Source organism: Actinospineispora eucalypti, from assembly GCF_039543365.1.
Classification (GTDB): Bacteria; Actinomycetota; Actinomycetes; order Mycobacteriales; family Pseudonocardiaceae; genus Pseudonocardia; species Pseudonocardia eucalypti.
In genome coordinates, this window is sequence record NZ_BAABJP010000029.1 from 1 (window position 1) to 21404 (window position 21404).

18 protein-coding genes and 2 pseudogenes are annotated in these 21404 nt (G+C 67.2%); 1 reads left to right on the plus strand and 19 read right to left on the minus strand.

Annotated elements, in window-relative coordinates; translation table 11 throughout:
• Nucleotides 1-86: 86 nt before the first annotated feature.
• From ABEB12_RS24135 to ABEB12_RS24145, 3 genes and pseudogenes are all read right to left on the minus strand, one after another.
• Complete coding sequence (locus ABEB12_RS24135; RefSeq protein ID WP_185060916.1) at nt 87-1331, minus strand: IS110 family RNA-guided transposase; 1245 nt, start codon at nt 1329-1331, stop codon at nt 87-89.
• A gap of 517 nt (nt 1332-1848) precedes the next feature.
• Nucleotides 1849-2161, minus strand: a pseudogene (locus ABEB12_RS24140) (sigma-70 factor domain-containing protein); the annotation flags it as partial.
• A gap of 411 nt (nt 2162-2572) precedes the next feature.
• Nucleotides 2573-2938, minus strand: coding sequence for a hypothetical protein (locus tag ABEB12_RS24145; protein WP_185060915.1), 366 nt, complete (start codon nt 2936-2938; stop codon nt 2573-2575).
• A gap of 229 nt (nt 2939-3167) precedes the next feature.
• On the opposite strand from ABEB12_RS24145, the gene ABEB12_RS24150 reads away from it, so the two are divergent.
• Nucleotides 3168-4322: an acetyl-CoA C-acyltransferase gene (locus tag ABEB12_RS24150; protein WP_185060914.1), complete on the plus strand. Its 1155-nt coding sequence runs from the start codon at nt 3168-3170 to the stop codon at nt 4320-4322.
• Nucleotides 4323-5041: 719 nt separating this feature from the next.
• Here the strand turns inward: ABEB12_RS24150 and ABEB12_RS24155 are convergent.
• The 16 genes and pseudogenes from ABEB12_RS24155 to ABEB12_RS24225 all read right to left on the minus strand — a co-directional run.
• A pseudogene (locus ABEB12_RS24155) lies at nt 5042-5433 on the minus strand (cytochrome ubiquinol oxidase subunit I); the annotation flags it as partial.
• Between the two features lie 118 nt (nt 5434-5551).
• Nucleotides 5552-5986: a biotin/lipoyl-containing protein gene (locus ABEB12_RS24160; RefSeq protein ID WP_221497700.1), complete on the minus strand. Its 435-nt coding sequence runs from the start codon at nt 5984-5986 to the stop codon at nt 5552-5554.
• A 199-nt stretch (nt 5987-6185) separates the two neighbouring features.
• Nucleotides 6186-7196, minus strand: coding sequence for an ATP-binding cassette domain-containing protein (locus ABEB12_RS24165; protein WP_185060913.1), 1011 nt, complete (start codon nt 7194-7196; stop codon nt 6186-6188).
• A 56-nt stretch (nt 7197-7252) separates the two neighbouring features.
• Nucleotides 7253-7990 carry a hypothetical protein gene (locus tag ABEB12_RS24170; protein WP_185060912.1) on the minus strand — a complete coding sequence of 246 codons (738 nt, stop codon included), beginning with the start codon at nt 7988-7990 and terminating at the stop codon, nt 7253-7255.
• The gene (locus tag ABEB12_RS24175; RefSeq protein WP_185060911.1) at nt 7987-8574 is read right to left on the minus strand and encodes a hypothetical protein; all 588 of its coding nucleotides are present in this window, start codon (nt 8572-8574) and stop codon (nt 7987-7989) included. Before ABEB12_RS24175 ends, ABEB12_RS24170 begins: the two co-directional genes overlap by 4 nt.
• On the minus strand, nt 8538-9920 hold the full coding sequence (locus ABEB12_RS24180) for an MCE family protein (protein ID WP_185060910.1): 1383 nt from the start codon (nt 9918-9920) through the stop codon (nt 8538-8540). Before ABEB12_RS24180 ends, ABEB12_RS24175 begins: the two co-directional genes overlap by 37 nt.
• 4 nt (nt 9921-9924) lie before the next feature.
• Entirely contained in the window at nt 9925-11124 is a 1200-nt protein-coding gene (locus ABEB12_RS24185; protein ID WP_185060909.1) for an MCE family protein, read from the minus strand.
• On the minus strand, nt 11121-12437 hold the full coding sequence (locus ABEB12_RS24190; protein ID WP_185060908.1) for an MCE family protein: 1317 nt from the start codon (nt 12435-12437) through the stop codon (nt 11121-11123). Before ABEB12_RS24190 ends, ABEB12_RS24185 begins: the two co-directional genes overlap by 4 nt.
• Nucleotides 12437-13591, minus strand: coding sequence for an MCE family protein (locus tag ABEB12_RS24195; protein WP_185060907.1), 1155 nt, complete (start codon nt 13589-13591; stop codon nt 12437-12439). The genes ABEB12_RS24190 and ABEB12_RS24195 overlap by 1 nt, the downstream gene beginning before the upstream one ends.
• Before the next feature lie 3 nt (nt 13592-13594).
• A complete protein-coding gene (locus ABEB12_RS24200) occupies nt 13595-14830 on the minus strand; it encodes an MCE family protein (protein ID WP_185060906.1) in 1236 nt (411 codons plus the stop codon).
• Nucleotides 14830-16035 carry an MCE family protein gene (locus tag ABEB12_RS24205; RefSeq protein WP_185060905.1) on the minus strand — a complete coding sequence of 402 codons (1206 nt, stop codon included), beginning with the start codon at nt 16033-16035 and terminating at the stop codon, nt 14830-14832. Before ABEB12_RS24205 ends, ABEB12_RS24200 begins: the two co-directional genes overlap by 1 nt.
• A 7-nt stretch (nt 16036-16042) precedes the next feature.
• Nucleotides 16043-16900: an ABC transporter permease gene (locus ABEB12_RS24210; RefSeq protein ID WP_185060904.1), complete on the minus strand. Its 858-nt coding sequence runs from the start codon at nt 16898-16900 to the stop codon at nt 16043-16045.
• Between the two features lie 23 nt (nt 16901-16923).
• Entirely contained in the window at nt 16924-17766 is an 843-nt protein-coding gene (locus tag ABEB12_RS24215) for an MlaE family ABC transporter permease (RefSeq protein WP_345703106.1), read from the minus strand.
• A 157-nt stretch (nt 17767-17923) separates the two neighbouring features.
• Nucleotides 17924-18172 (minus strand): DUF2795 domain-containing protein, encoded by a 249-nt coding sequence (locus tag ABEB12_RS42210; protein ID WP_185060902.1) that lies wholly within the window; start codon nt 18170-18172, stop codon nt 17924-17926.
• Between the two features lie 525 nt (nt 18173-18697).
• Nucleotides 18698-19681 (minus strand): DUF7065 domain-containing protein, encoded by a 984-nt coding sequence (locus ABEB12_RS24220; RefSeq protein WP_185060901.1) that lies wholly within the window; start codon nt 19679-19681, stop codon nt 18698-18700.
• Nucleotides 19641-21323 (minus strand): PEP-utilizing enzyme, encoded by a 1683-nt coding sequence (locus ABEB12_RS24225; RefSeq protein ID WP_185060900.1) that lies wholly within the window; start codon nt 21321-21323, stop codon nt 19641-19643. Before ABEB12_RS24225 ends, ABEB12_RS24220 begins: the two co-directional genes overlap by 41 nt.
• Nucleotides 21324-21404: the final 81 nt, after the last annotated feature.

Here is a 21404-nt window from a genome sequence, read left to right on the forward strand (position 1 = left end):
ACTGGCCTGGTACCAGCTTCGCCACCCGGGCCGAAGCCGAAGCAGCGCTGTTCCGCTACATCGAGACATCTCACCAACCCAACCTGTCAAGCGGCCGGGGTCGCGATGGCGGGCGCGAGGGGGCGGAAGGCGTCGTCAGGGTGGTAGAGCTCGCCGGTGGTCAGGCAGTGGTGGAGCTTGCCGAGCATGCTGTTGAACATCTTGCGCAGCGCGGTGACATGCCGATCTCCGGCAGCGCGGCGGGCGCGGTAGCGCGCTTCCCAGTGTGGGTCGTGGCGGACCGCGGCGAGTGCCCATACGTAGCCGGCGGCGGCCATCCGGTTGTTCTTCGCGCGTCGGGCGTGCACGAACGTTGAGCGGCCCGATGCTCGGGTGACGGGGGCCGCACCGGCGAACGCCTTGAGCGCCCGTGCGTCGGCGAATCGGGTGTGGTCGTCGCCGATCTCGGCGAGCAGGCGAGCGCCGAGCGCGACGCCCAAGCCGGGAACGCTGCTGATGATCGGCCCGTCGGGATGGGCACGGTAAGCGGTGTCGATCAGCGCTTCCAGCTCGGCGAGCGCGTCACAGATCGCGTCGAGTTGGCGAACCAGCCCGCGCAGCGCTACGCCCATGGCCTGCTCGACCGGCGCGGGCTGGCTCATCTGTTCGGTGTGGAAGTAGCTGTGCAGGCGGGTCGCTTCGGCGTCGACGCCGCGCTTGCGGCCGGCCTTGCGCAGCAGCGCCGCCAGACGTCGTTCGGTCAACGCAGCTGCCTCGCGCGGGGTGGAGGCCGCGGCGAGGATCGTGCGGCAGCTCGGCGATTCCAGCCGGTGTTTGCCGCCGCGCTCGAACGCGGCGACCGCGCCGGGGAAGTAGGCCTTGAGCAGGGCGCGGATCCGGTTGGTGATGGTGATCTTGTCCCAGGTCGCGTCCTGCTGGGCTCGACAGAGCACCTGCAGCGCTCGGACTTGCTCGCTGTCATTCGGCAGCGGGCGGTGCGCGTCGCGATCGGTGCGCAGGATGTTGGCCAGCACCATCGCGTCAAACGCGTCGGACTTACCCCGAGACGATCGGTAGCGGTCCCGGTAGCGCGACACGGCGAGCGGGTTGATCGCGAAGACCGTCCGCCCCGCGGCGCGTAGTCCGGCGACCAGTAGCCCACGGCTTGTCTCGATCGCTACCTCCAGCCGCCCGTCGTGCGGGTCGTGCTCACAGAGGATCTCCAGCAGCCGGGCCAGGCCTGCGGCGTCGTTGCCGATGCGCTCGGCGTGGATCACCGCGCCCTGCCCGTCCACGACGGCGACGTCGTGATGGTCTTGCGCCCAGTCGATTCCACAGCTCACCGCTGTCATGCGGCTCCTTCGCTCGTCCCAGTCGGCCGCGGGGCACCGGCGCCCTAATGGACAGTGCTCTGGGCACGACATCTCACGAGCCGTCTCGCCCCGCCGATCAGCAAGCGCCCCAGCTCGCATGAAGACTCGGAGTCTGTCGATGACATCGGGCTCGACCCTGCCGATCATGAACAGCGCATCCTCGCCGCCCGACGCCGCCGCCGTCGCAGTGCCCCTCTCAATCACCCGGGTCGAGCCCGACGGGTTCTATAGGCATCCGCTCCGGCGGCGACACCGGCACGAGGGGCGCCGCTCTCGATCACCAGGCTCATCGCCGTCGGCTGGTATAGGCGTCCGCTCAGTTGCCATTACGGCTGGTACAACCCCCGCCGCATCCAGCGAGGGCTCAGCGGGCTCTCACCCGACGAATACGAGCAGACCCACCACACCCTCCACCAGCAACCGGCCCAGCCGGCTGCCCTCCAACCCGAGCCGGCCAATCACAGATAAACAAGTCTCCGGCAAACCGGGGGAACCTCAGCCCCAGGTTGCCCCCTGGATCAGGTCCAGGAACGGCATTCCCCGGCCGACGTGGCGTTTGGCCAGCGAGACCACCAGCCGCAGGTTCGCCTCCAACAGGCAGTTCTTCGCGCGCTCCCCGTCGCGCGCGATCGCGCGCAGACACGCCGCAGCTGCCCGTCCGTCCCGCCCTCACGCTCGATCCGGTCCAGTCGTTCGGCGGCAAACAGCCCGGCCTCGATCCGCCTGCCCAGCTCCACCTCCTGCGCGGCGTCGAGCAACACCACCCGCCTGATCCGCAGCAGGTAGTCACGCACCGAATCGGCCGACACGGCCGGTCCCTCATCGCGCGAGGGGTCACTCACGGTAGACCGGCCCGCGGGATCGCTCATTCCGAGCGCGGACCGCACCAGATATGGCCGCGTGGCCGCTCGCCCACGGGGCCGTGCGTCATTGTCAGCGTCATCGACCGTGCCGCCATGTCGCACTCCCGCCCTCGGCCCGGAAACACCGCCCGCTCGTCCGCGTGGCGCCGGTAACCATGCAGGACCGGGGATTCTTCCGCCGAAACCCCAAGTCGGGGTGTCGCCATGCCTCAGCAAAGCACCAGCACCAATCCCGACGGGACGACGGATACAGCTGTCGCAGACGCACACGGCCAGGTGCGAATGAACGCTCCCACGCGGTCAAACTCGATAATCCCCGGCGGCCCCGGGCAACCTCAAAGCCGATCTTCGGTCAGGTTAGCTGTCGTACTGGGACAATTCGGGTTCGCTCCGACGTTGTTGCGGGAGCAAGCTATCGGATCCGGCGGACCCCGCAGCCGCGGAATCAGGCGGTTCTGGACTGCCGCGCAGGTTCAGGCTTCGCGTGGCAAACCGGAAACACAGATAGCTCGCCACCGCCGTAACGACGAACAGCACACCAATGCCCGGACCAACCGTGTCCATGAGGAGCACGCCCGCGGTGTCGTTGGCGGCTGCTCGGTCGGTCGGCTTGCCGGCCTCGACGGCCCGCGGGTGAGCGTCCAACGCCATGTCTTGCGCGACGCGCATCGCCAGCCCGACCAGGGCACGCTGTGACGGGCCCCGGCCTGTCAGCCGGGTCATCGTCAATACCCCAACCCCTTAAATCAAGATCCACTACGTGGCACGGTCACCATCCCGGACTGAGCGCCAGCTCGGTTCCGATGTTCCGATCCTCGCGGGCCGACTGTGACGAACGGCCGATGGCGGCGCCCTCGACCCGGATTCTAATCAGATGTAAAATTTTGTCTCGTGGTCGGAGTGGACCCACGCCGCCGCGTGTGCTCCGCCGACCGGGACGAGAGGACTTGTGGTGCGGGACGCGGTCATCGTTGAGGCGGTTCGGACGCCGGTCGGTCGGCGTAATGGGGGGCTGAGCGGGGTCCACCCGACAGACCTGTCGGCGCATGTGCTGGGCGCGCTGGTCGAGCGGATCGGGGTGGACCCGGCGGTGATCGATGACGTGGTGTGGGGGTGTGTGAGCCAGGTCGGCGAGCAGACCATGGACATCGCCCGCAACGCCGCGCTGGCCGCTGGCTGGCCGGAGACGGTCACCGGTACCACCGTGGACCGTCAGTGCGGCTCCTCGCAGCAGGCGGTGCATTTCGCCGCCGCCGGGCTGGTCGCCGGACACTACGACGTGGTGGTGGCCGGCGGCGTCGAGTTGATGTCCCGGGTGCCGATGTTCTCCGCGAGGTTGGACAAGGACCCGTACGGCCAGGCCTACGCCGCCCGATACAACGGCGTCGACCCGGACCAGATCGTCGGCGCCGAGATGATCGTGCGGCAGTGGGGCCTCACCCGCACCCAGCTGGATGAGTTCGCGTTGACCTCGCACGAGAAGGCGGCCACCGCGCAGGACGAGGGCCGGTTCACCGGGCAGATCACGCCGGTAACCCTGCCCGACGGCACCGTGATCGCGGCCGATGAGGGCGTACGCCGCGATAGCACCCTGGAAACCCTGGGCGGTCTCAAGACCGTACTGAAATCGGCCGAGGAGGGCGGCACGATCACCGCGGGCAACGCTTCGCAGATTTCCGACGGGTCGGCCGCGATGCTGCTGACCACCAGCGAGAAGGCCACCCAGCTCGGGCTGACTCCGATTGCCCGGGTGCACACCGCGGTGCTCGCCGGCGCCAGCCCGGTGATCATGTTAACCGCACCGATCCCGGCCACCCAGAAAGCGCTGGCCAAGGCCGGCCTGACGATCGACGAGATTGGTTGTTTCGAGGTGAACGAGGCGTTCGCGCCGGTACCGCTGGCCTGGCTGGCCGACGTGGGCGCGGACCCGAAGGCGCTCAACCCCAACGGCGGAGCCATCGCGCTCGGTCACCCGCTGGGCGGCTCCGGTGCCCGGTTGATGACCACCCTGATCCACCACATGCGCGACAACGGCATCCGCTACGGCCTGCAAACCATGTGCGAAGGCGGCGGGCAGGCCAACGCCACCATCCTCGAACTACTCTGACCCGAGCCAGTCAAGCCGGCCACCAGCCCGGCACCCGTCCCATGGGTCACGCGAGATGGCCTGCACGCGCGGTCTTCAGTCAGCCGACGGGCGTGGCTGCTTGCCGTGATCATCGTCGGGTAGTGGGTTGTTGTCGGCATTGTTGTCCGGTCGTGCTCGCCGCCAGCGAGCTGGTTCACCGATCACACTGGTGAGCGCACATGTGGCAAGAGCGGCGCGGATCCCGATAGCTAGCCACTCCCCGGTGATCACGACGTCCGCCGAGCGCCAGCCCCACCACACGATGCCGTCGCCTGGGCGCACGCATCTTGCCCACACGACGGCATACCTCGCGAACGGGTTATGCCGTCCACTGGCGCGCGGCGGATCCCCGAGCCCCGCATCGGCTACAACGACCCGTCCCACACTTCGCAACGGCCACTTCAGTAGCAGATATCACTTAGAGCCAGATCCCGATCGATGCGATGTCGAGGGTCCCCTCGCAGAACGTAGACACAGTCGTCTCTAGGGTGACGCAAGCTACCCGCATGCTGGCTTCGGCGGCTCGCTGACCGAGGGCTTCGGGTAGGAATGTTTGCCAGTGCCCGAGAAGCCGCAGACCACGAGATTCTCTCAGTATACGGTGCACCCATTCCAACGTGTGCGCGGGACCGTCCGTGATTTTGTGGGTGGTGGGTGATGATCTCAGAGGAACAGGATGATGACCCGACCTGTACCGATCACCGTCGGGCAGCGCGTCGGCTGCAGTGACCTTTCGGACGGGGTGGGGTGGCTTTGCCGGCGTGGGCGTCGGCGCGCAGCCTCGGCACCAGGTGCGGGTAGTGCAGCTCGAACGCCGGGCGCTCGGAACGGATCCGGGGCAGCTCGGTGAAGTTGTGCCGGGGCGGCGGGCAGGAGGTCGCCCACTCCAGCGAGTTGCCGTGACCCCACGGGTCGTCCACCGTGACCACCTGGCCGAACCGGTGGCTGCGAAACACGTTCCAGATGAACGGCAGCGTGGAGGCGCCCAGGATGAACGCGCCGGTGGAGGAGAACGTGTTCAGCGCGGTGAACCCGTCGGTGGGTGGAAACCGAAGAAGGTCAGCCAGATATGGATCTTCCCGAGGGCCTTCTTGACGTAGGCGAGGGCGGTGACGAGATCGGCGAACTGGTTGGGCCGCAGACTCGAGATGGCGAAGTTCTCCACGGCGCGCAGCGGCTGCACACTGTAGTACGCGTGCTGGGGCACCTCACGCGCACCGCTCGACGTCGGCACGGTAACGGTCGCGTCGGGTCGAGAGGCGGTGACGTCGGCCAGTTCCGCGCCGAGCTCCTTGGCCAGCTTGCGCACCAGCCGCTTGGCGCGCACGTGTGCTCGCTGCGGCATCGCCACCGAGGGCGCCTCCGTGCCCCGGCGGGCTCGTCGGTGCGCGGGTGGGGACTCGTGGGGTCCGTAGCCGACCAGCACCTCGGCACGCCGGGCCGGTTCGAGGGATTGTTCTTGGCCGTGGCTGACGCACTCCGACGGTCGGGCGGCCGTTAGGTCGTGGAATCGCACGATCGGCGCCGCTACGGCTACCAGCTGACCCCTCCTGCGCTAACAACGCCGCCACTTCGCCGGCGGAGGGGGAAGGCAGCTCGACCAGGGACTTGGCCGTCTCGATCTCGACCAATGGGTCGTTCATTCGTACTGAATTCTTACCTCCGCGGCAGGTACCAGGCAGAGGCCCCCTCGGTGAGCCACCGAACGGTCACGTTGTCTGCCGACCCGGGAACGCCCTCCGCGCGGCGCGCGCCGGGTGGCCGTACTTTTCGGCCGCGGCAGTGCGCCGACGACGGCAGCTTTGCCGAGCAGGCGGATCATGAGGTGCGGCAGCACCTATATCAGTGTCGCCGGTGGGAACCGACGCCGACTCCGTAGCGGTGCCGCTCGTCGGCGGAGAGGCTGTCCGTGATGGCCTGCTGGGCCTTGGGCGGCAGCTCGTGCATCATGCCCATCACCCGGTCGAGCCGGCGGCCCTGCGCGGCCCGCTTACCCCCGTCGGTCGGCATGATCTGCGGCTTCATCGGCGGCACCTCGAACGCCGGTTTGTTACCGGCCTGCTCGGCGGCCTGCTCGTCGGCGTCCTTCTCCTCCGACATCCCGATCGGGCCTTCCTTGCGCCCGTTCAGGAACTGCGCCACCACCGGGTCCTCGCTGGTCAACAGCAGCTCCCGGGGCCCGAACATGGCCAAGTGCTTGTGGTACATGATGCCGATGTTGTCCGGCAGAGTCTGCGCGGTGTTGATGTCGTGGGTCACGATCAGAAACGTCGAGTCCGTCTTCTGGTTCAGATCCACGATCAACTGGTTCAGATACGCCGTGCGCACCGGATCCAGACCCGAGTCCGGCTCGTCGAACAGCACGATCTCCGGATCCAACACCAACGCCCGCGCCAACCCGGCCCGCTTGCGCATCCCACCGGAGATCTCCCCCGGCAGCTTCATCTCGTCGCCGGTCAGGCCCACCATGTCCATCTTCTCCATGACGATGTCACGGATCTCCGGCTCGCCCTTCTTGGTGTGCTCCCGCAACGGGAACGCGATGTTGTCGAACAGGTTCATCGACCCGAACAACGCCCCGTCCTGGAACAACACCCCGAACAACTTCCGGATCTCATACAGCCGATCGGCGTTCGTGCGTACCAGATCCGTGTCGTGAATGACGATCGAACCATGCTCCGGCTTCAACAACCCGATCAGGCACTTCAAGAACACAGACTTACCGGTACCCGAAGGCCCCAGCAACACGTTGATCTCACCGGCCGGCATCGTGAAGGTCAGATCCGACCAGATGTTGGCCCGCCCGAAGGACTTCGACAATCCCTCGACCTTGACCTCGACACCCGTACCCATGCGTTTCCCGCTTTCGCTTCCTGGATTGCTGTTGTCGACGTTTGCTGATTCGGCCGCTAGACCGGCTCAAGTGCGGAGACCAGCCACTTTCGGTCCTGGTGCTCCAATGTCACCCGGACCCGGCTGGCGGTGAGGATCGGATCCGTGCTTGCCTTGGTCGTCGTCTGCTGGTTGACGAACAGCAGCAGCACCACGTGGTCGGGCTTGCTGGACACGACCGACCCATTGACAACCGCGGTTTGGATGGCCACCTGGGTGTCCTTAGCGGACTTGGTCACCACGTCACGCACCTGAGCCAGGTAGTCGTCCTTGAACTTGCCGGTGAGCAACTTCTCGGTGTCCGCGGCCTGCCGGTCGATGGTGCGGTGGTTATACGTCAGCAGTTCGGTGACCGAGTCCTTCGCCGCGGTCAGCGCCTGGGCGCGCGCCTCACCGGCCAGTTGGTACTGCCGAGCCTGGTAGGCGAACAGCCCGGTGACCAGCACGAGCCCGAGCAGTACCAGAACGCCGATCCGCCTCGTCCGCTTGGGCCGCTCGCGCGCCTCCTGGCAGAGCCGGACCGCGAGGTTCCGTACCGCGGCCGGGACTTGCCGCCCAGCGGCGAGCACGGCGGCGAAGCGACTCCCCGAGCTCGAGTGCGAGTTGTCAGCCGGTTCGCTGTCGACCGTCTCAGTCTCGGCCTTCTTGACCTTCTTGGCTTTCTTGGCCTTGGCCCTGCGATGGCCGTCGAACTCGCCACGCGGTGCAGGCTCGACGGCGGTTTCCGCCGCTTCCCTGTCGGTGTCGAGGCTCATGAGATGAACTCCGCCCGGTCGGCCAGCCAATTCCCGTCGTGGTAGAGCATGGTGAGGTTGATGCGGTACTTCCGCGTCTGTGCCTGCGGTTGGTCCGCGCTGCCGACCTTGGCATCGACCGCGACCAGCACGCTCGCCACCTGACCGGTGTAGCCGGTCAGCCCTGCCTCGGTGGCCTCACCCGTCATCTTGATCTTGCCCTCGCGCAGGCCCTTGATGAACGATTCCTTGTCCGACGCGAAGCCCTGCGCGAATTTCGGGGTGATGCTCTCGTTCATGCGCCCCACGTCCGCCTCGGCGGTGGTGAAGTCGAAGGTGGTGAGGTTCACCGCCGCCTGCCGGCCGGCGGCCAGCGCGGCACCGCGGCCCTGTTCGAGCCGGAAGCCGCTGACCGTCTGCACCGCGAAGGTCACGGCGGCGACCAGCAGCGTCAGCACAACCAGCGCGCCGGCGGCCGGGGCCAGCCAGCGGAGCCGCCACCGGCGGGGCGCTCCCTCCGAGGCGTGCGGGGAGGCGGCGTCGAAGCGGTCGACCACTTCGTTTTCGATCAACGGCCGGGCGGGCCGGTCAACAATGACTGCCACGTCTCGTCCTTTCCTGAGCCCGTCGATCCGGATGCACCGAAGGTGGACAGCGGGTCTTCGGGGCTCTGTCGAGCGTTGTCGTTCGATGGCGGGCTCAGCGGACCCGTCTCGCCGGCCGGTGTGCCGGGGATGGGCAGGTGCGGCGCGAGCGTCGCGGCGTGGCTGCCCGGGCCATAGTCGGGCCTGGGATCCTTGCCCAGGCAGCGCAGGACGGTGCCCGAGCGCTGGCCCTTCTTGCCTTCCATACACGGGGCGTTGCGTGCGCCGCGCACCAGCTTCGGATCGTCGTGTGGCACCTTGCAGTAGGTGTCCGGCTCGGCGTCCTTGTCGCTGAGGTCCTCCGGGTTGCGTAGGTTCTCACCGTTGAAACCCTGGGTGCAGCCCTGCGTGACGCTGAGCTGCAGCGCGGCGTGCAGGCCGCGCCCTTGGTCGCTCTTCGTGAAGACCTGCAGCCAGGACTGGACGACCGGGTACACCGCCAAGATCTGCTCCAGGTTGGGCCGGTAGATGCCCAGCAGGGTGCCGACCCGCTCCACGTTCGGCGTCAGGTACGCCACCGGGTCGTCGAGGTCCGTGACCAGGTCACCGGCGTCGGTGGCCGCGTGGCCCACCGAAGTAAAGACCCGGCGGACGTCATCGTTGACGGAGCGCACCGCGCCGGTGGTGCTCTCCAGGTCGTCGAAGTACGCGCGCACGCTGTTCGCGGCGATGTTCTGGGTGTCCAGTAGCGGGCCGATGTCCCGGATGAGCTGTGACGTCTCGGCGTAGTTCTGGTCAGCCGTGTCGAGCAGGTTCTGGCCGCTGTCGATCAGCGTGCGCAGGTCGGGACCGAGGTTGTGGAACGCCTTGTAGCCCTCGTCGAGGAAGGTCTGGAGTCCGTCGTTGGGGATGGAGGCGAGCAGGTCTGTGGTCTTGTCCAGCACCGGAGCGATCTGCTCGGGGACCTCGGTCTTGCTCAGCGGGATATCGGAACCGTTCTCCAGATATGGCCCGCCCGGCTGATCGGTGATCAGGTCGATGTACTGCTCACCGACCGCGGACACGCTGTGGATCTCGGCGCGCGCGTCGGAGCCGATCTTGACGTGGTCGTCGATCGACATGACGGCGCGGACATGGCCTTCGGGCGTGAGCGTCACCTTCTTGATCTGCCCGACACCGACGCCGCGCGCGGTGACGTTGGCGTCGGGGTAGATCCCCGCGCCTTGGCTGAACGTCGCGGTCACCGTCATCCGGCCGAAGCCCAGCGCGGTCGGGACCTTCGCGTAGACGAAGGTGATGATCAGCACCGCTGCGACGGTCAGGATGCTGAAGACGATCAGCTGTCGCTTGATGTATGACGAGATCATCCTGTCAGCCCCCGATCTCGTTGAGCAGCGTGTTGAGTGGGTCGCCGTCCGGCGCGCTGGGCACCGGATTGGGCTTGTTCGGCGCCGTCTGGAGCAGCGGCACCCGCAGCGGGTCGGTCTTGCTCAGGCCGGGCAGCTGACCCCGCTGCGCCTTGGCCACCGCCGCCAATGCGCCGCCGGCCGGCGTACCGGTCAGGAAAGCCTTGTCGAGCGCCTCGTGGGTCAGGTCGAGTGTGAGGATGATGTGGACGAAGTCGCCGCGGAACTCGTACGGGATCGAGTCCAATGGGAAGATGACGAACGGCAGGAGCTTCAGGTCCTTCATCAGGGCGCCGGGCTTGGTGTCCGCGATACCGCGAAGCACTGGCTCTACCTCGTTGAAGACGCCACGCAGGTCGGGCACCGCCTCGTGCAGGACTGGCTCGTAGAGCTCCCCGGCCCGGGTCAGCGAACCCAGGGTGTCGATCAGGGCCGGCTCTTGGTCGTCGATCACCGCAAGACCCCTCGGGATGTCGTTCAACGAGTTCTCGATCTCGTCGATGCGGGGTGCCAGGGTGGTGCTGAGCCGGTCGAGCCCCTTCGTCGCCAGGACGATGTCGCCCTTCTGCGTGTCCAGCCCGGCGGTGAAGTTGTTCAGCTGGGTGAGGAAATTCCGGGCGTCGTTCTCCCGGCCGCCCAGTGCCCGGTTCAGCTCGGTGGTGATGGTCTGGAAGTGCTGCAGGCCACCGCCGTTGAGCAGGAGGGATACCCCGGACAGCACTTCCTCGGTTTCTGGGAAGCGTGACGCTCGGTCCTGCGGGAGCTGTGCGCCCGCCTGGAGAACGCCTTGCGGCGGCTGGTCAGCGGGGGCGGAGAGCGCGATGTGCTTGGAGCCCAGGAGGCTGGTCTGGCCCAGCTTCGCGACGGTGTTGGCCGGCAGCTTGACGTCGTTGCGCAGGCTGAGGGTCAGGACCGGGGTCCAGCCGTCCAGCTTGACGTCGGTGATCGTGCCGACGTTGATGTCGTTGATGAGCACGGGGGTGTTCGGGACCATGTTCACCGCGTTGTCCAGCTTCATGGTGACCTGGTACGAGTCCGACCCGGTGCCGACTGTGCCGGGCAGGGACAGTGAGTTGATCCCCCGGTAGGACGAGCAGCCGGTCAGGGCCAACGCCGTCACCGCCGCCGTCACCACCGCCGAGACCACGCGGATGCCGCGCTTCATCGGTTTCCTCCCTGGGGCAGCGGGATCAGGCCACCAGGCCCGGCACCGTACTTCTGGTCGTTTCCGTTGGCCGTCGAGGAACGGGGCGCATCGGACCTGGTCCCGTTCGGTCCGGTCGGTTCGGTATTGGGCACGTCGTACTGCAGGTCGCCGTACGGTGGCGTGGTACCGCGGGGCGCCTCGACCGGACTCACGCCGACCGGCGGGGCCTCCTGTTTCAGGTATTGGAAGATGGGCCCCAGGTAGTTCACGCACATCTTCTGGCCCTGCTTCTGGTCGGCCGCCGCCACCTGGGTCAGCAGGGCGCAGAGCCCGTCGCCCGGGCCGCCGAAGGTGTCCGGATTGTTGAGCGTGACGTGGCCGTGCAGCCGCTGGTCGCGTGGGTGGAAGATGTTGTTGAAGTCGGTCAGCGTGGTCGGCCCGACGTGCAGCACCTGGGCGAGGTCGTCGCGTCGCTCGGAGAGCACCCGGATGAGGTGGCCCGCCTTCTCGACGGCCTCGGTCAGGTCCTTGCCATGGTGGCCCACCAGCCCGATCGCCAGCGTGCCGGCCCGCTCGGCCGCCGGGAAGATCTCCCGGAATGTGTCGTCGCTCTTGCGCAGGTCCCCGGTCACATCAGCCAGGGTCCGCTGGAAGTCGAGGATCTCGCGGTCCATCTTGCCCAGCACCGCGGAGAACTGGGCCAGGTTGCGGACCGTGCCGAAAAGGTCCTCCCGACCGTCGGACAGGGTCTTCGCCGCCTTGGACAGCTCCACGACCATGTCCCGGAAGTTCTGCCCCTGGGGCACCCCACCGGGCCGACCGTTCTTGTCGATCACCGTCAGCGCGCGGTTCAGCGCGCCGTCGGCGTTCGCGCCGTTCGGCCCGAGCGCGTCCGCGAGCTGGGCCAACTGGGCCTTGAGCTCGTCGAACTCCACCGGCGAGACGGTGCGCTCCACCGGAATAACGCCGCCGTCAGGCAGCGCGGGACCACCGGAGTAGGCCGGGTCGAGCTGAATGAACCGGGTGGCCACCAACGTCGGGGCCAAGATCGCGGCCTTGGCGTTGGCGGGCACCGAGTACTTGCCGTCGTAGTGGAAGTCGACCCGCACCTTGTCGCCCTCCGGTGTGATCTTGTCGATCGCCCCGACCTCCATGCCCAGGATCCGGATCGCGTCGCCGGGATAGACGCTCTTCGCCTCGGCGAAGTAGGCGGTGCCCTTCTTCGTGCCGCCGCCGACCAGGACGTAGATCAGGCCGGCGGCTAGGGCCAGGACCAGGACCACCGCGACCACGCGGAGCAGCCGGGGCAGCCCGCCCGCGAGCTGGGCCATCATTTGCCTCCCAACAACGGCAGCGACGGGGTGGTTCCGTTCGCGTTCGGGTTCGAGTAGTTCGGGTCCGAACCCGCGCCGCTCGGCGGTGCGTTCAGCGGGTTCGGCAGCGGGTCCAGGCCGGGCAGCCCGGGCATGGCCGGGACCCGAGGCGCTTGCGGGTTGGTCACCTGACGCAGGAGGTCGGTGTAGTTGAAGATGTCACCCGGCGCGTTGAGCGCCACGCTCGCCGCGAACTGCGGCCCGTCCGCGATGCCCTCGGACAGACCGCCGATGAAGCCGGACACCCGCTGGATGGCGACGCTGAGGTCGTGATCGTGCTGGTTGAGGATCGCCAGCAGGCGGTTCAGCTCGTCAAGTGTCGGGTAGAGCTGCTCGTCGTTCTCCTTCACCAGCTCGGTCGTCTGGTGGATGACGTGCTGGAAGCCCCGCAGGGACTCCTCGATCAGCCCCTTACGGCGCTGCAGCTCGTCGAGCAGCAGGTTGCCGTCCCGCAGCAGCCGCTGGAAATCACCAGTCCGGGCGGCGAACACCGCGGAAACCGCGTTGGCGTGCGCCAGCAGCTCCCGCAACGCCTGGTCCCGGGTGTTGAGCGTCTGGGACAGAGCCTTCACGTTGGCGAACGTCGCCTTGAAGTTCTCCGGGGTGTCCTGGAATGCGCCGGAGAACGAGTTGAGTGCCGCCTCGAGCTTGGTCTTGTCGAAGTCGTGGATCTGCTGGGTCACGTTCTCGATGCTGGAGGTGATGCTGTACGGCGCCAGGGTGTGCTCCACCGGGATCGTGTCGCCACCGCTCATGACCGGCCCCGGCCCCGGGGTGATCCCGAGGTAGCGCTTGCCCAGCAGCGTGCCGGTCTTGATCGCGGCGGTGGTGCTGGTGCCGAGCCGGGAGCGGCCGGCGGTGAAGCTCACCTGCACCCGGTTGCCGACCAGGTCCATGTCGATGACCTTGCCGACCGCCGTGCCGGCCACCCGAACCTCGTCACCGGTCTTCAACCCGCCAGCCTCGGTGAACAGCGCCTTGTAGGTGGTGCCCCGCACAAACGGCAGCGTCGGGTAGGTGAACGCCACGACCAGCGCCAACCCGATGATCCCCAGCCCGACCAGCGCTGTGGCCAGAACGTTGAACTCGCGGAACCTCGGTATCCGGGTCATCGGTCAGTTCCCCTCCTGCCGCGGGTTTTCGCCAGGTCCCGAATTCGGGTCGCCGGGGTTCTGGTCGTGCTTGTCCACGTGCTCACCGTTGTCGTTCGCGTCGTTGGCCACGGCCTGCCCGTCCGACAGTGGGACGTCTTCCACCTCGTGCCCGTACGCGCTGGTCGGACCCTGGCCCTGCAACGGCGCGACGTCCTGGCTGCTGCACTGCAGGTTGTTGTCGCTGGGACCGATCTGGGGCGTGTAGAACGGCTTGCCGTCCGGACCGGTGAGCCGGAGGACGACGCCGCAGGCGTTGAAGTCGTAGCCCGCACCGTTCGTGGACACCCGACCCAGCCGCAGGTAGGCCCCGGGCAGCAGCCCGAGGATGCGGTTGACCTCCTTCGCGTCCTTGTTGAACAGGTGCCCGGCCTTCGCCAGCTCCTCGAAGGTGTCGTGCCCGGTGCGCACCGCGGCAAGCAGATCGCCCAGGCCGCGGGCGTACTCCCCCGAGGCGGCGAACTTGTCCAACAGCTCCTTGCGATCCTCAGACAGCGTGTTGACCAAGTCGGCGGCTTCCTTCACCGTGTCCGACAGCTGGGCGGAGTGGGAGTCCAGCCCACCGAGCACCGTGTTCAGGTTGGTGATCACGCTGCCGATCACCTGGTCCTGGTCGGCCAGCGAGCCGCTGAACGACGCGGCGTGCGCGAGCACCGAGTTGATCGTGCCGCCCTGACCCTGCAGCACGCTCACGATCTCGCTGGACAGCTGGTTCACCTGCGCCGGCTGCAGCCCCTGAAGCAGCGGGTTGAAGCCGCCCAGCAGCACGTCGATGTCCAACGCCGGCTGGGTCTGGCTGACCGGAATCACCCCACCGTCCGGCAGCATCCGGGTGGACCCCGGGCCCGGCGTCAGGTCCATGTACTGGTCGCCAGTGAGGTTCTTGAACTTGATAGTGGCCTTGGTACCGGCGGTCAGCGGGAGCGACGCGTCGATCGTGAAGTTGACCTTCGCCCGGTTCTGGTCGGTCACCTCGATGTCATCCACCCGGCCGACATCCACGCCGGACGCGGTGACCGTCGACGCCGGCTGGATGCCCGAGGCGCTGGTGAAGACCGCCGAATAGGACTTCTGAGTGTTGAACCGGATCTGGCCGAACTGCACCCACAAGATCGCCAGAATGAACACTCCGACGACGGCGACAATCACCGTCTTGACCAGTGCGGACCCGACGGCCAGCGCGTTTTTCCGGCTAGCCATCAGTTACCACCCTTCACAGCTGGGAGCAGCAGGGCGTCCGGGCCGAAGAACTGCACGACCGCGGGCTCCTTGGACAGGTTCGGGCGGTTGCTCTCCCGGCCGGGCAGCACGCTCGGCGGGCCGTTGGTGACACCTGCCTTCCACAGCTCCTCCGGCCCGACGGTGGGCAGGCCTCGGCAGTTCGGACCCTTCAGCGGACCCGGGCCGTTCACCGGCAGATCCCGCGGGTACTGGTACCGCGGGGAGGGGGGCGCCGGCGGCGCCTCGAACATGATGCCGCCCGGCTGGAACGCCGCTGTCAAACTGTCGAAGGTGTTCGCGGTGCCGTCTAGGAAGCAGGTCAGCGCCGGCGAGTACTCCTTGAGCAGACTCGTCGTCGGCCGCAGCGAATCCAGGGCGTCGATCAAACCGTCGGCGTTCTGGTCGAAGAAGTCATACGAGCGGTCGCCAAAGAACCCGGCTCCATGGATCACGAACGGCCAATCACCGTCGGCGAACGTCTCCATGACGACGCCGGCGTTGCTGAGCACGTCGGCGATGTCCGGCGCGGCGCCGGCGTAGACGTTCGCGAACCCAGCGCTGATCCGGAAGTCGCGCTGCAGCGCGGGCAGGTCCCGGTTGAACTTTGTCAGGTAGTTGTTCGCCTTGGTCAGCGTCTTGCCCAGCCGGTCGCCGTTGCCCTCGAAGGTCTGCGCAAATGCGCCCAGGGTGGCGTTCAGCTTGGCCGGCTCGACCCGGTTCAGCAGCGTCATCAGCTCGTCGAAGGTGCGGTTGACCTCACCCGCGACGTGCCGGACCTGGATCACCGAGCCAGCCTCCAGGCGCTCCGGCGACGGGTGCGCCGGCAGGATCAGCTCCACGGTCTTGTTACCGAAGGCGGTGAGCTGGTTCAGGTCCGCCTCGACGTTGGCCGGCACCTGTTCGGCCAGGTCGGGGTCGACGTAGAGCAGCACGTCGACGCCCTGCTCCTCCTCGGTGAGGTCCACGCTCTTGACCCGCCCGAAGTCGACGCCCTGCACCTTGACCCTGTTGCCGGGGTGCATCTGCAGACCGGCGCGATCCGCCTTGAGGGTCACCGGGATCGAGCTGGCGAAGGTCTTGTTGTAGGCCAGGGCCGACATCGACCCCGCGAACAGGATGATCGCGATGAGGATCAGGGCGTAGACCTTGTACTTGATGTTGTCCCAGGCGGTTGTCTGGTTCATCGCCCGCTCACCCGGAGATCCGCAGCGTGTCAGCGCTGCCGTAGAGAGCGGTGGCGATCAACAGGCAGATGGTCATGACCGCGACGAACGAGGCGCGCACAGCCTTGCCGACCGCCTCGCCGACGCCGACCGGGCCCTCGCTGGCCGTGTAGCCGTAGTAGGTGTGGATCAAGATGACCACGATCGCGATGCCGACCGCCTGGATCATCGCGTAGATGATGTCCGTCGGGTGCATGAACGTGTCGAAGTAGTGGTCGTAGGTGCCAGCGGCCAGGCCGAAGAACTGGACCAACGCCAGCTTCCAGGCGATCCAGCCGCCGACCAGCGCCATCGCGTAGATCGGAATGATGGTGATCATTCCGGCGGCCACCCGGGTGCTGACCAGGTACGGCAGCGACCGCACGCTCATCACCTCGAGAGCGTCGATCTCCTCGGAGATCCGCATCGCGCCCAGCTGCGCGGTAAAACCGGTGCCCACCGTCGCGGCCAGTGCCGTGCCGGCGATGATCGGGGTCAGCAGCCGGGGACAGATGATCGCCCCGGAGAACCCGGCGAACGCCTCCAGGTTCAGGTTCGACAGGCCGTAGTACACCTGCACGCCGCCGTTCAATCCGGCGAAGAACGTGATGAACAGCGTGATGATCGACGAGCCGCCGATGACCGCCAGCGCGCCGTCAGACATGCCGACCTCAGCGATCAGCCGAACCTGCTCACGCTTGTAGCTCTTGACCGCTTTGGGTACCCAGCCGATCGCCTCGCCGTAGAAGCTGGCCTGCCTACCCACGTCGTCGAGTGCCCGCCAGGGCGCACCGAGTGCGCGGCCCACGCCCCGTAACCTGCTCGGAGCGACAACCTTGACCTCCATGTCAGGGCTTGTTCCTTCCTGCTTTAGTGCTTGACGAGGCCCAGCACGTACTGCAGCTGGGTGAACACGGTGTTGACGGGGAACAGCGCGATGAACACGTAGACGACCGTCTCGTTCACCGCCTGACCGACGCCCTTCGCGCCGCCCTTAGCGATCAGACCCCGGTAGGCACCGATCATCGCGCCCAGCCACCCGTAGACCGCCGCCCGGATCGTGGCCGAGATCAGGTTGTCGTTGCCGGTCAGCACCTTCATCGAATCGATGAACACACCCGGGCTCGCCCCCTGCAGGTACACCGAGTAGAAGAACCCGCCACCGATCCCGATCAGGATCAGCAGCGCGTTCAGGAAGATCGCCATCGTGGCCGCCGCCAGCACACGGGGGACCACCAGCCGGTGCACCGGGTCGATGCCCAGCACCTCCATGGCGTCCAGTTCCTCGCGGATCTTCCGGGCACCCAAGTCCGCGCAGATCGAGGTAGCCACCGCGCCGGCGATGATGAACGTCGTGGCCACCGGACCGATCTGACTCACCGTGGCGAACGCCGACCCGGCACCCGAGAACGCATCGATCGCGCCCAACTCGGTCAACACCTGGTTGAACTGGAAGGTCACCAGGGCGACAAACGGGATTCCGAGCAGAATGGTCGGCCCGATCGCGACGCTGGCGACGAACCAGCACTGCTGCACGTACTCACGCCACTGGAACGGCGGCTTGAACGTCGCGACGACCGTGTCGGCGGCTGTCGACAGGAACCCACCGATCGGAGCCGCCGCCTTCTCCAGCGGGGTGGGCACATGCCCCTGCGCTGGGGCCGAGGACGTAAGATTCACTTCGGTCGCCATACACTCCTCCACAGAGCTCATTACGAACTGAATTGCTCAAATGTCACCGATGTAACGGAAGCGGCTGCATCCAACGAGAACGATCACCGCCGGCCCGCATCGCGGGATCGTCGCGCCCGCAAGAGATCCTTGCTAGTCGCTATGAAACGTTCCTGGACTAACTCCGAACCACACCGACCTAGGCTGACATCGCACATAGCAGCAGGCCCGCGAGAGGCCGCCCACGCCGCGATTCCCTCTCGCCAGCCGTGACAGCGGCAGTGATGTCCTCGACAGAGGCGTACTGCCTAGCCGCCGGCAGTGCGTGAAATGCATCGAGCACATCGCAACCAGCCCCGTTGAACTCCGCCCAGGAAATGATTGATCTCCCATCGCTGGACGGGACAGAGCATCCCGGAAAGAGTAGACTCAACCGCGCGGAGGTCAAGGCGCATCATCGCACAGCCTTTCTAGGGGAACTCGGACATACAACGCCGAATGTTCTGTAGAGCAGACCCGACGCACGCCTGAAAGATGCAGCAGAGGCCAGTCAAGAACTCCCTGTGATCCAACGAGGCAGCGTTTGGTTTAGATGCGCACCTTGCGCGGAAGACTCAATAATTACGTACACCATCGAGACCTATTTAATTCTCTATACGTACTACGTATTCGGATCGACGCGCATGTGGAGTCTACGTACAGGAAGCAACGGGCGTACATGCGTAGCGCGGTGCCAACATACGCAGAGATCGCGCTGCCCTGCGCAGCGCTCATGCCGGCGACTGGGCGAGGCACTGCCACAGGCCGAGCGGCGTGCCAAGGCGTTGGTTTCGGAGCATAAGAGCGGTACCACCTGAGCCGGTACGTCAACGATCGCGATGGCAGGTCGCCGGTCACGGCGCCCCAGATCGCCACCATGAGAGGTCCCGCCCACACGCACAGCCGCTGTGTCGTCGTGTGCATGACTCGGCCCTCACGCGACGGCGTTGCCGAGTGTGACCTGCATGCGCCGGTAGATGTCGAAGGGGTGGTAGTCCTCGATCTCCCCGTAGGCGCGGATCCCGTCGAACTCCCACTCGGCGAGGCTGTACCAGTCGAACCAGTTGCCGTAGACGGACAGTTTGAGCAGGTTGCGGGTCTGCCCGGTGGCGCGCAGGTCGCGGCCGAGTTCGTCGACGGCTTCGATGACCTGCCGCAGAGGCCGTCCGTCGGGGCCGCGTTCGATGGTGCGCAGTGTCCCGTCGACCAGGTTGGACTTGATCCCGTCGCGCATGTACCAGCCGGAGCCGGCCATCACCCGCTCGACGGTGTCGAGGACCGGGTCGGTCTCCAGCGGGGTCTGGCTGACCGACGGGGCGAGGAAGGAGTGGTCGTCGGCCGCGGCCGCCCAGGGGTAGCACAGCCGCACCGGCAGCAGCTTGCGCGGGCCCCAGGAGCGGTCGCGCATGCTGTAGCAGTCGACGTCGTAGCGTTCGCCGTCGACGACGAACGACCCGCGCATGCGGCCGAGCTGGTCGTAGTGGCCCACGTCGACCTGGGACCACCAGCCCCGCAGCTGCTCCTCGTCCTTGACTGTCTCGGCCTTGATGTGCGGCTCCAGCACCGTCGCGAAGGTCATGTCCAGCTCGCACCGGCCGGACTTGTAGGTGAACTGGAAGCTGCGGTCCGGTTCGATGGTGCGCACCGTGTAGGAGTTCGGCAGGCTCACGTCGAACATCTCGACGTTATCGGGCATCGAGAGCATGGGGTCGAACCCGTAGTAGAGGCAGTCGTAGATCTGCTCGCCGGAGCGGTCCCAGATGAACGGTCCGGCGGCGGCGAGCTTCATGTTGGGCCGGTAGTACATGTACAGCATCCCGTGCAGGTTCCGCTCGGGGATCATGAAGCTGAACCAGGCGCTCTCGTTCCAGTAGGGGTTATCGGTGCGCTGGTGAAACCGGTCGTGGCCGTAGCTCATCGGTGTGTCTTCCTCTGGGTGTCGGCGGGTTTTTGAGAACGGTGACCTCGCCGGTGTCGGCGTCCACCCGCAGCCAGTCGCCGGTCGTGAGCACTTCGGTGCCGTCGCCGGTGCTGATCACAGCGGGTATGCCGAGCTCGCGCGAGGCGATGGCGCAGTGGCTCATCGGGCCGCCGACATCGATCACCAGCGCGCCGGCGATCGACAGCAGCGGCATCCAGCTCGGATCGGTCACGTGACAGGCCAGGATGTCGCCGGGGGTGAAGTCGTCGGCCTGGTCGACGTCGGTGACGACCTGGACGCGGCCTTCGACCACACCGCCGCTGACCGGTTGACCGCGCAGGGTGGTTCGCTCCCGCGCGCTGGCGGTGGGGGCGCGCTCGCGGGTGCGGACGGTCGGGCTGCCGACCCAGTTGGGCGGTAGCTTCATCGCCGAGTACTTCTCGTGCTGCTCGCGGCGCGCGGCGACGATGTCCCGAGTCGCCGCCGGCAGCGGTCCGCTCAGCTGGTCGAGGGTCAGGAAGAACGCGTCCGACGGGTCGGCGAGTTGCCCGTGGTCGTGCAGTCGAGCGCCCAGTACGTGGGCGGCACAGCGGCCGGCGTCGATGGCCAGCGTGTAGGCGACCTTGCCGGTCTCCTTGGCCCGGATGAACGAGGCAGCGGCGCGGAGCGCGGGAAGCGCCCGGGCCCGGCCGAATCTTCCCAACGAGGCGATCAACTCCGCCTCGGCGTCCAGGCGCTGCTGGACCCGGTCGGACTCCACCGCGCCCGGCGCGCGCTCCTCGCCCAGCGCTCGGTAGGCCGCCAGCCGGGGAGTCAACAGCGCGGGCTGGTGACGCCAGGACGGGTTGTACGGCTCGCCCTCCCCCGGGCCGTGGTAGCCGTGGCGGGCGAGGAACTCCGCTTCGTCGAGGCGGCCGCGGGAGACCTCCCACAGGTCCTTCAGCAAGGCGGTCTCCTCGATACCGCCGAACCCGGTGGCCAGCCGCAGCTCGAGGCCCGGCACTCCCGCCGTCTGCGCCAGCGCCACGATCTGCTCGTAACCGGCCTGGCACAACGCGGTCGCCTGCATGTGCAGACACATCGCCCGCCGAAACCGCTCACTGGCCTCCCGCAGCAACACCCGGGCGGCACCAGCCTCGACGGGAGGGCGTTCGATCACCTGCCGACGCCACCACGACTGGTGGTCCTCGCGCACCGCGCGGATGCGCCGCCCGAGCATCGCGGCGGCGCGGGGCATCTTCACCGCCAGCGCCGGATAGCGCCGCTTCGTCGGCCGATCCGCCACCTCCGGCCGCACCGAGCCGAAGTACTGCTCCTCCATCGCCGAGCCCGACGTGCCCGGCATCGAGTCGGCCATCCGGCGGAAGCTGTCGACGTTGGCCGCGAGACGGCCGTAGACCACCGCGATCATCCGGTCGTCGGCCGAAGCCTCGATCCGAACGTCGCGGGCCCGGAAGATCCCCATGGCGGCGTAACCTCGCCGCAGCTCCAGCTCACAGGGATCACCCCAGAAGCAACTCGCCCCCAACGGGGTGAGGACGGTCCGCACGACCTCCGACGTGTTGGCAATCGTCCAGGCCGTGACCGGCGAACCCTGCTGGTGCAGCGGGTCCGCCCCGCCGTGTACTCCGATGGTCACCCGATCCTCCGGATCCGATCCCGAACAGGCCGCCGCGCCCGTATGGCCGACGGGAACGACCGTAACCGCCGCCGGGGAATT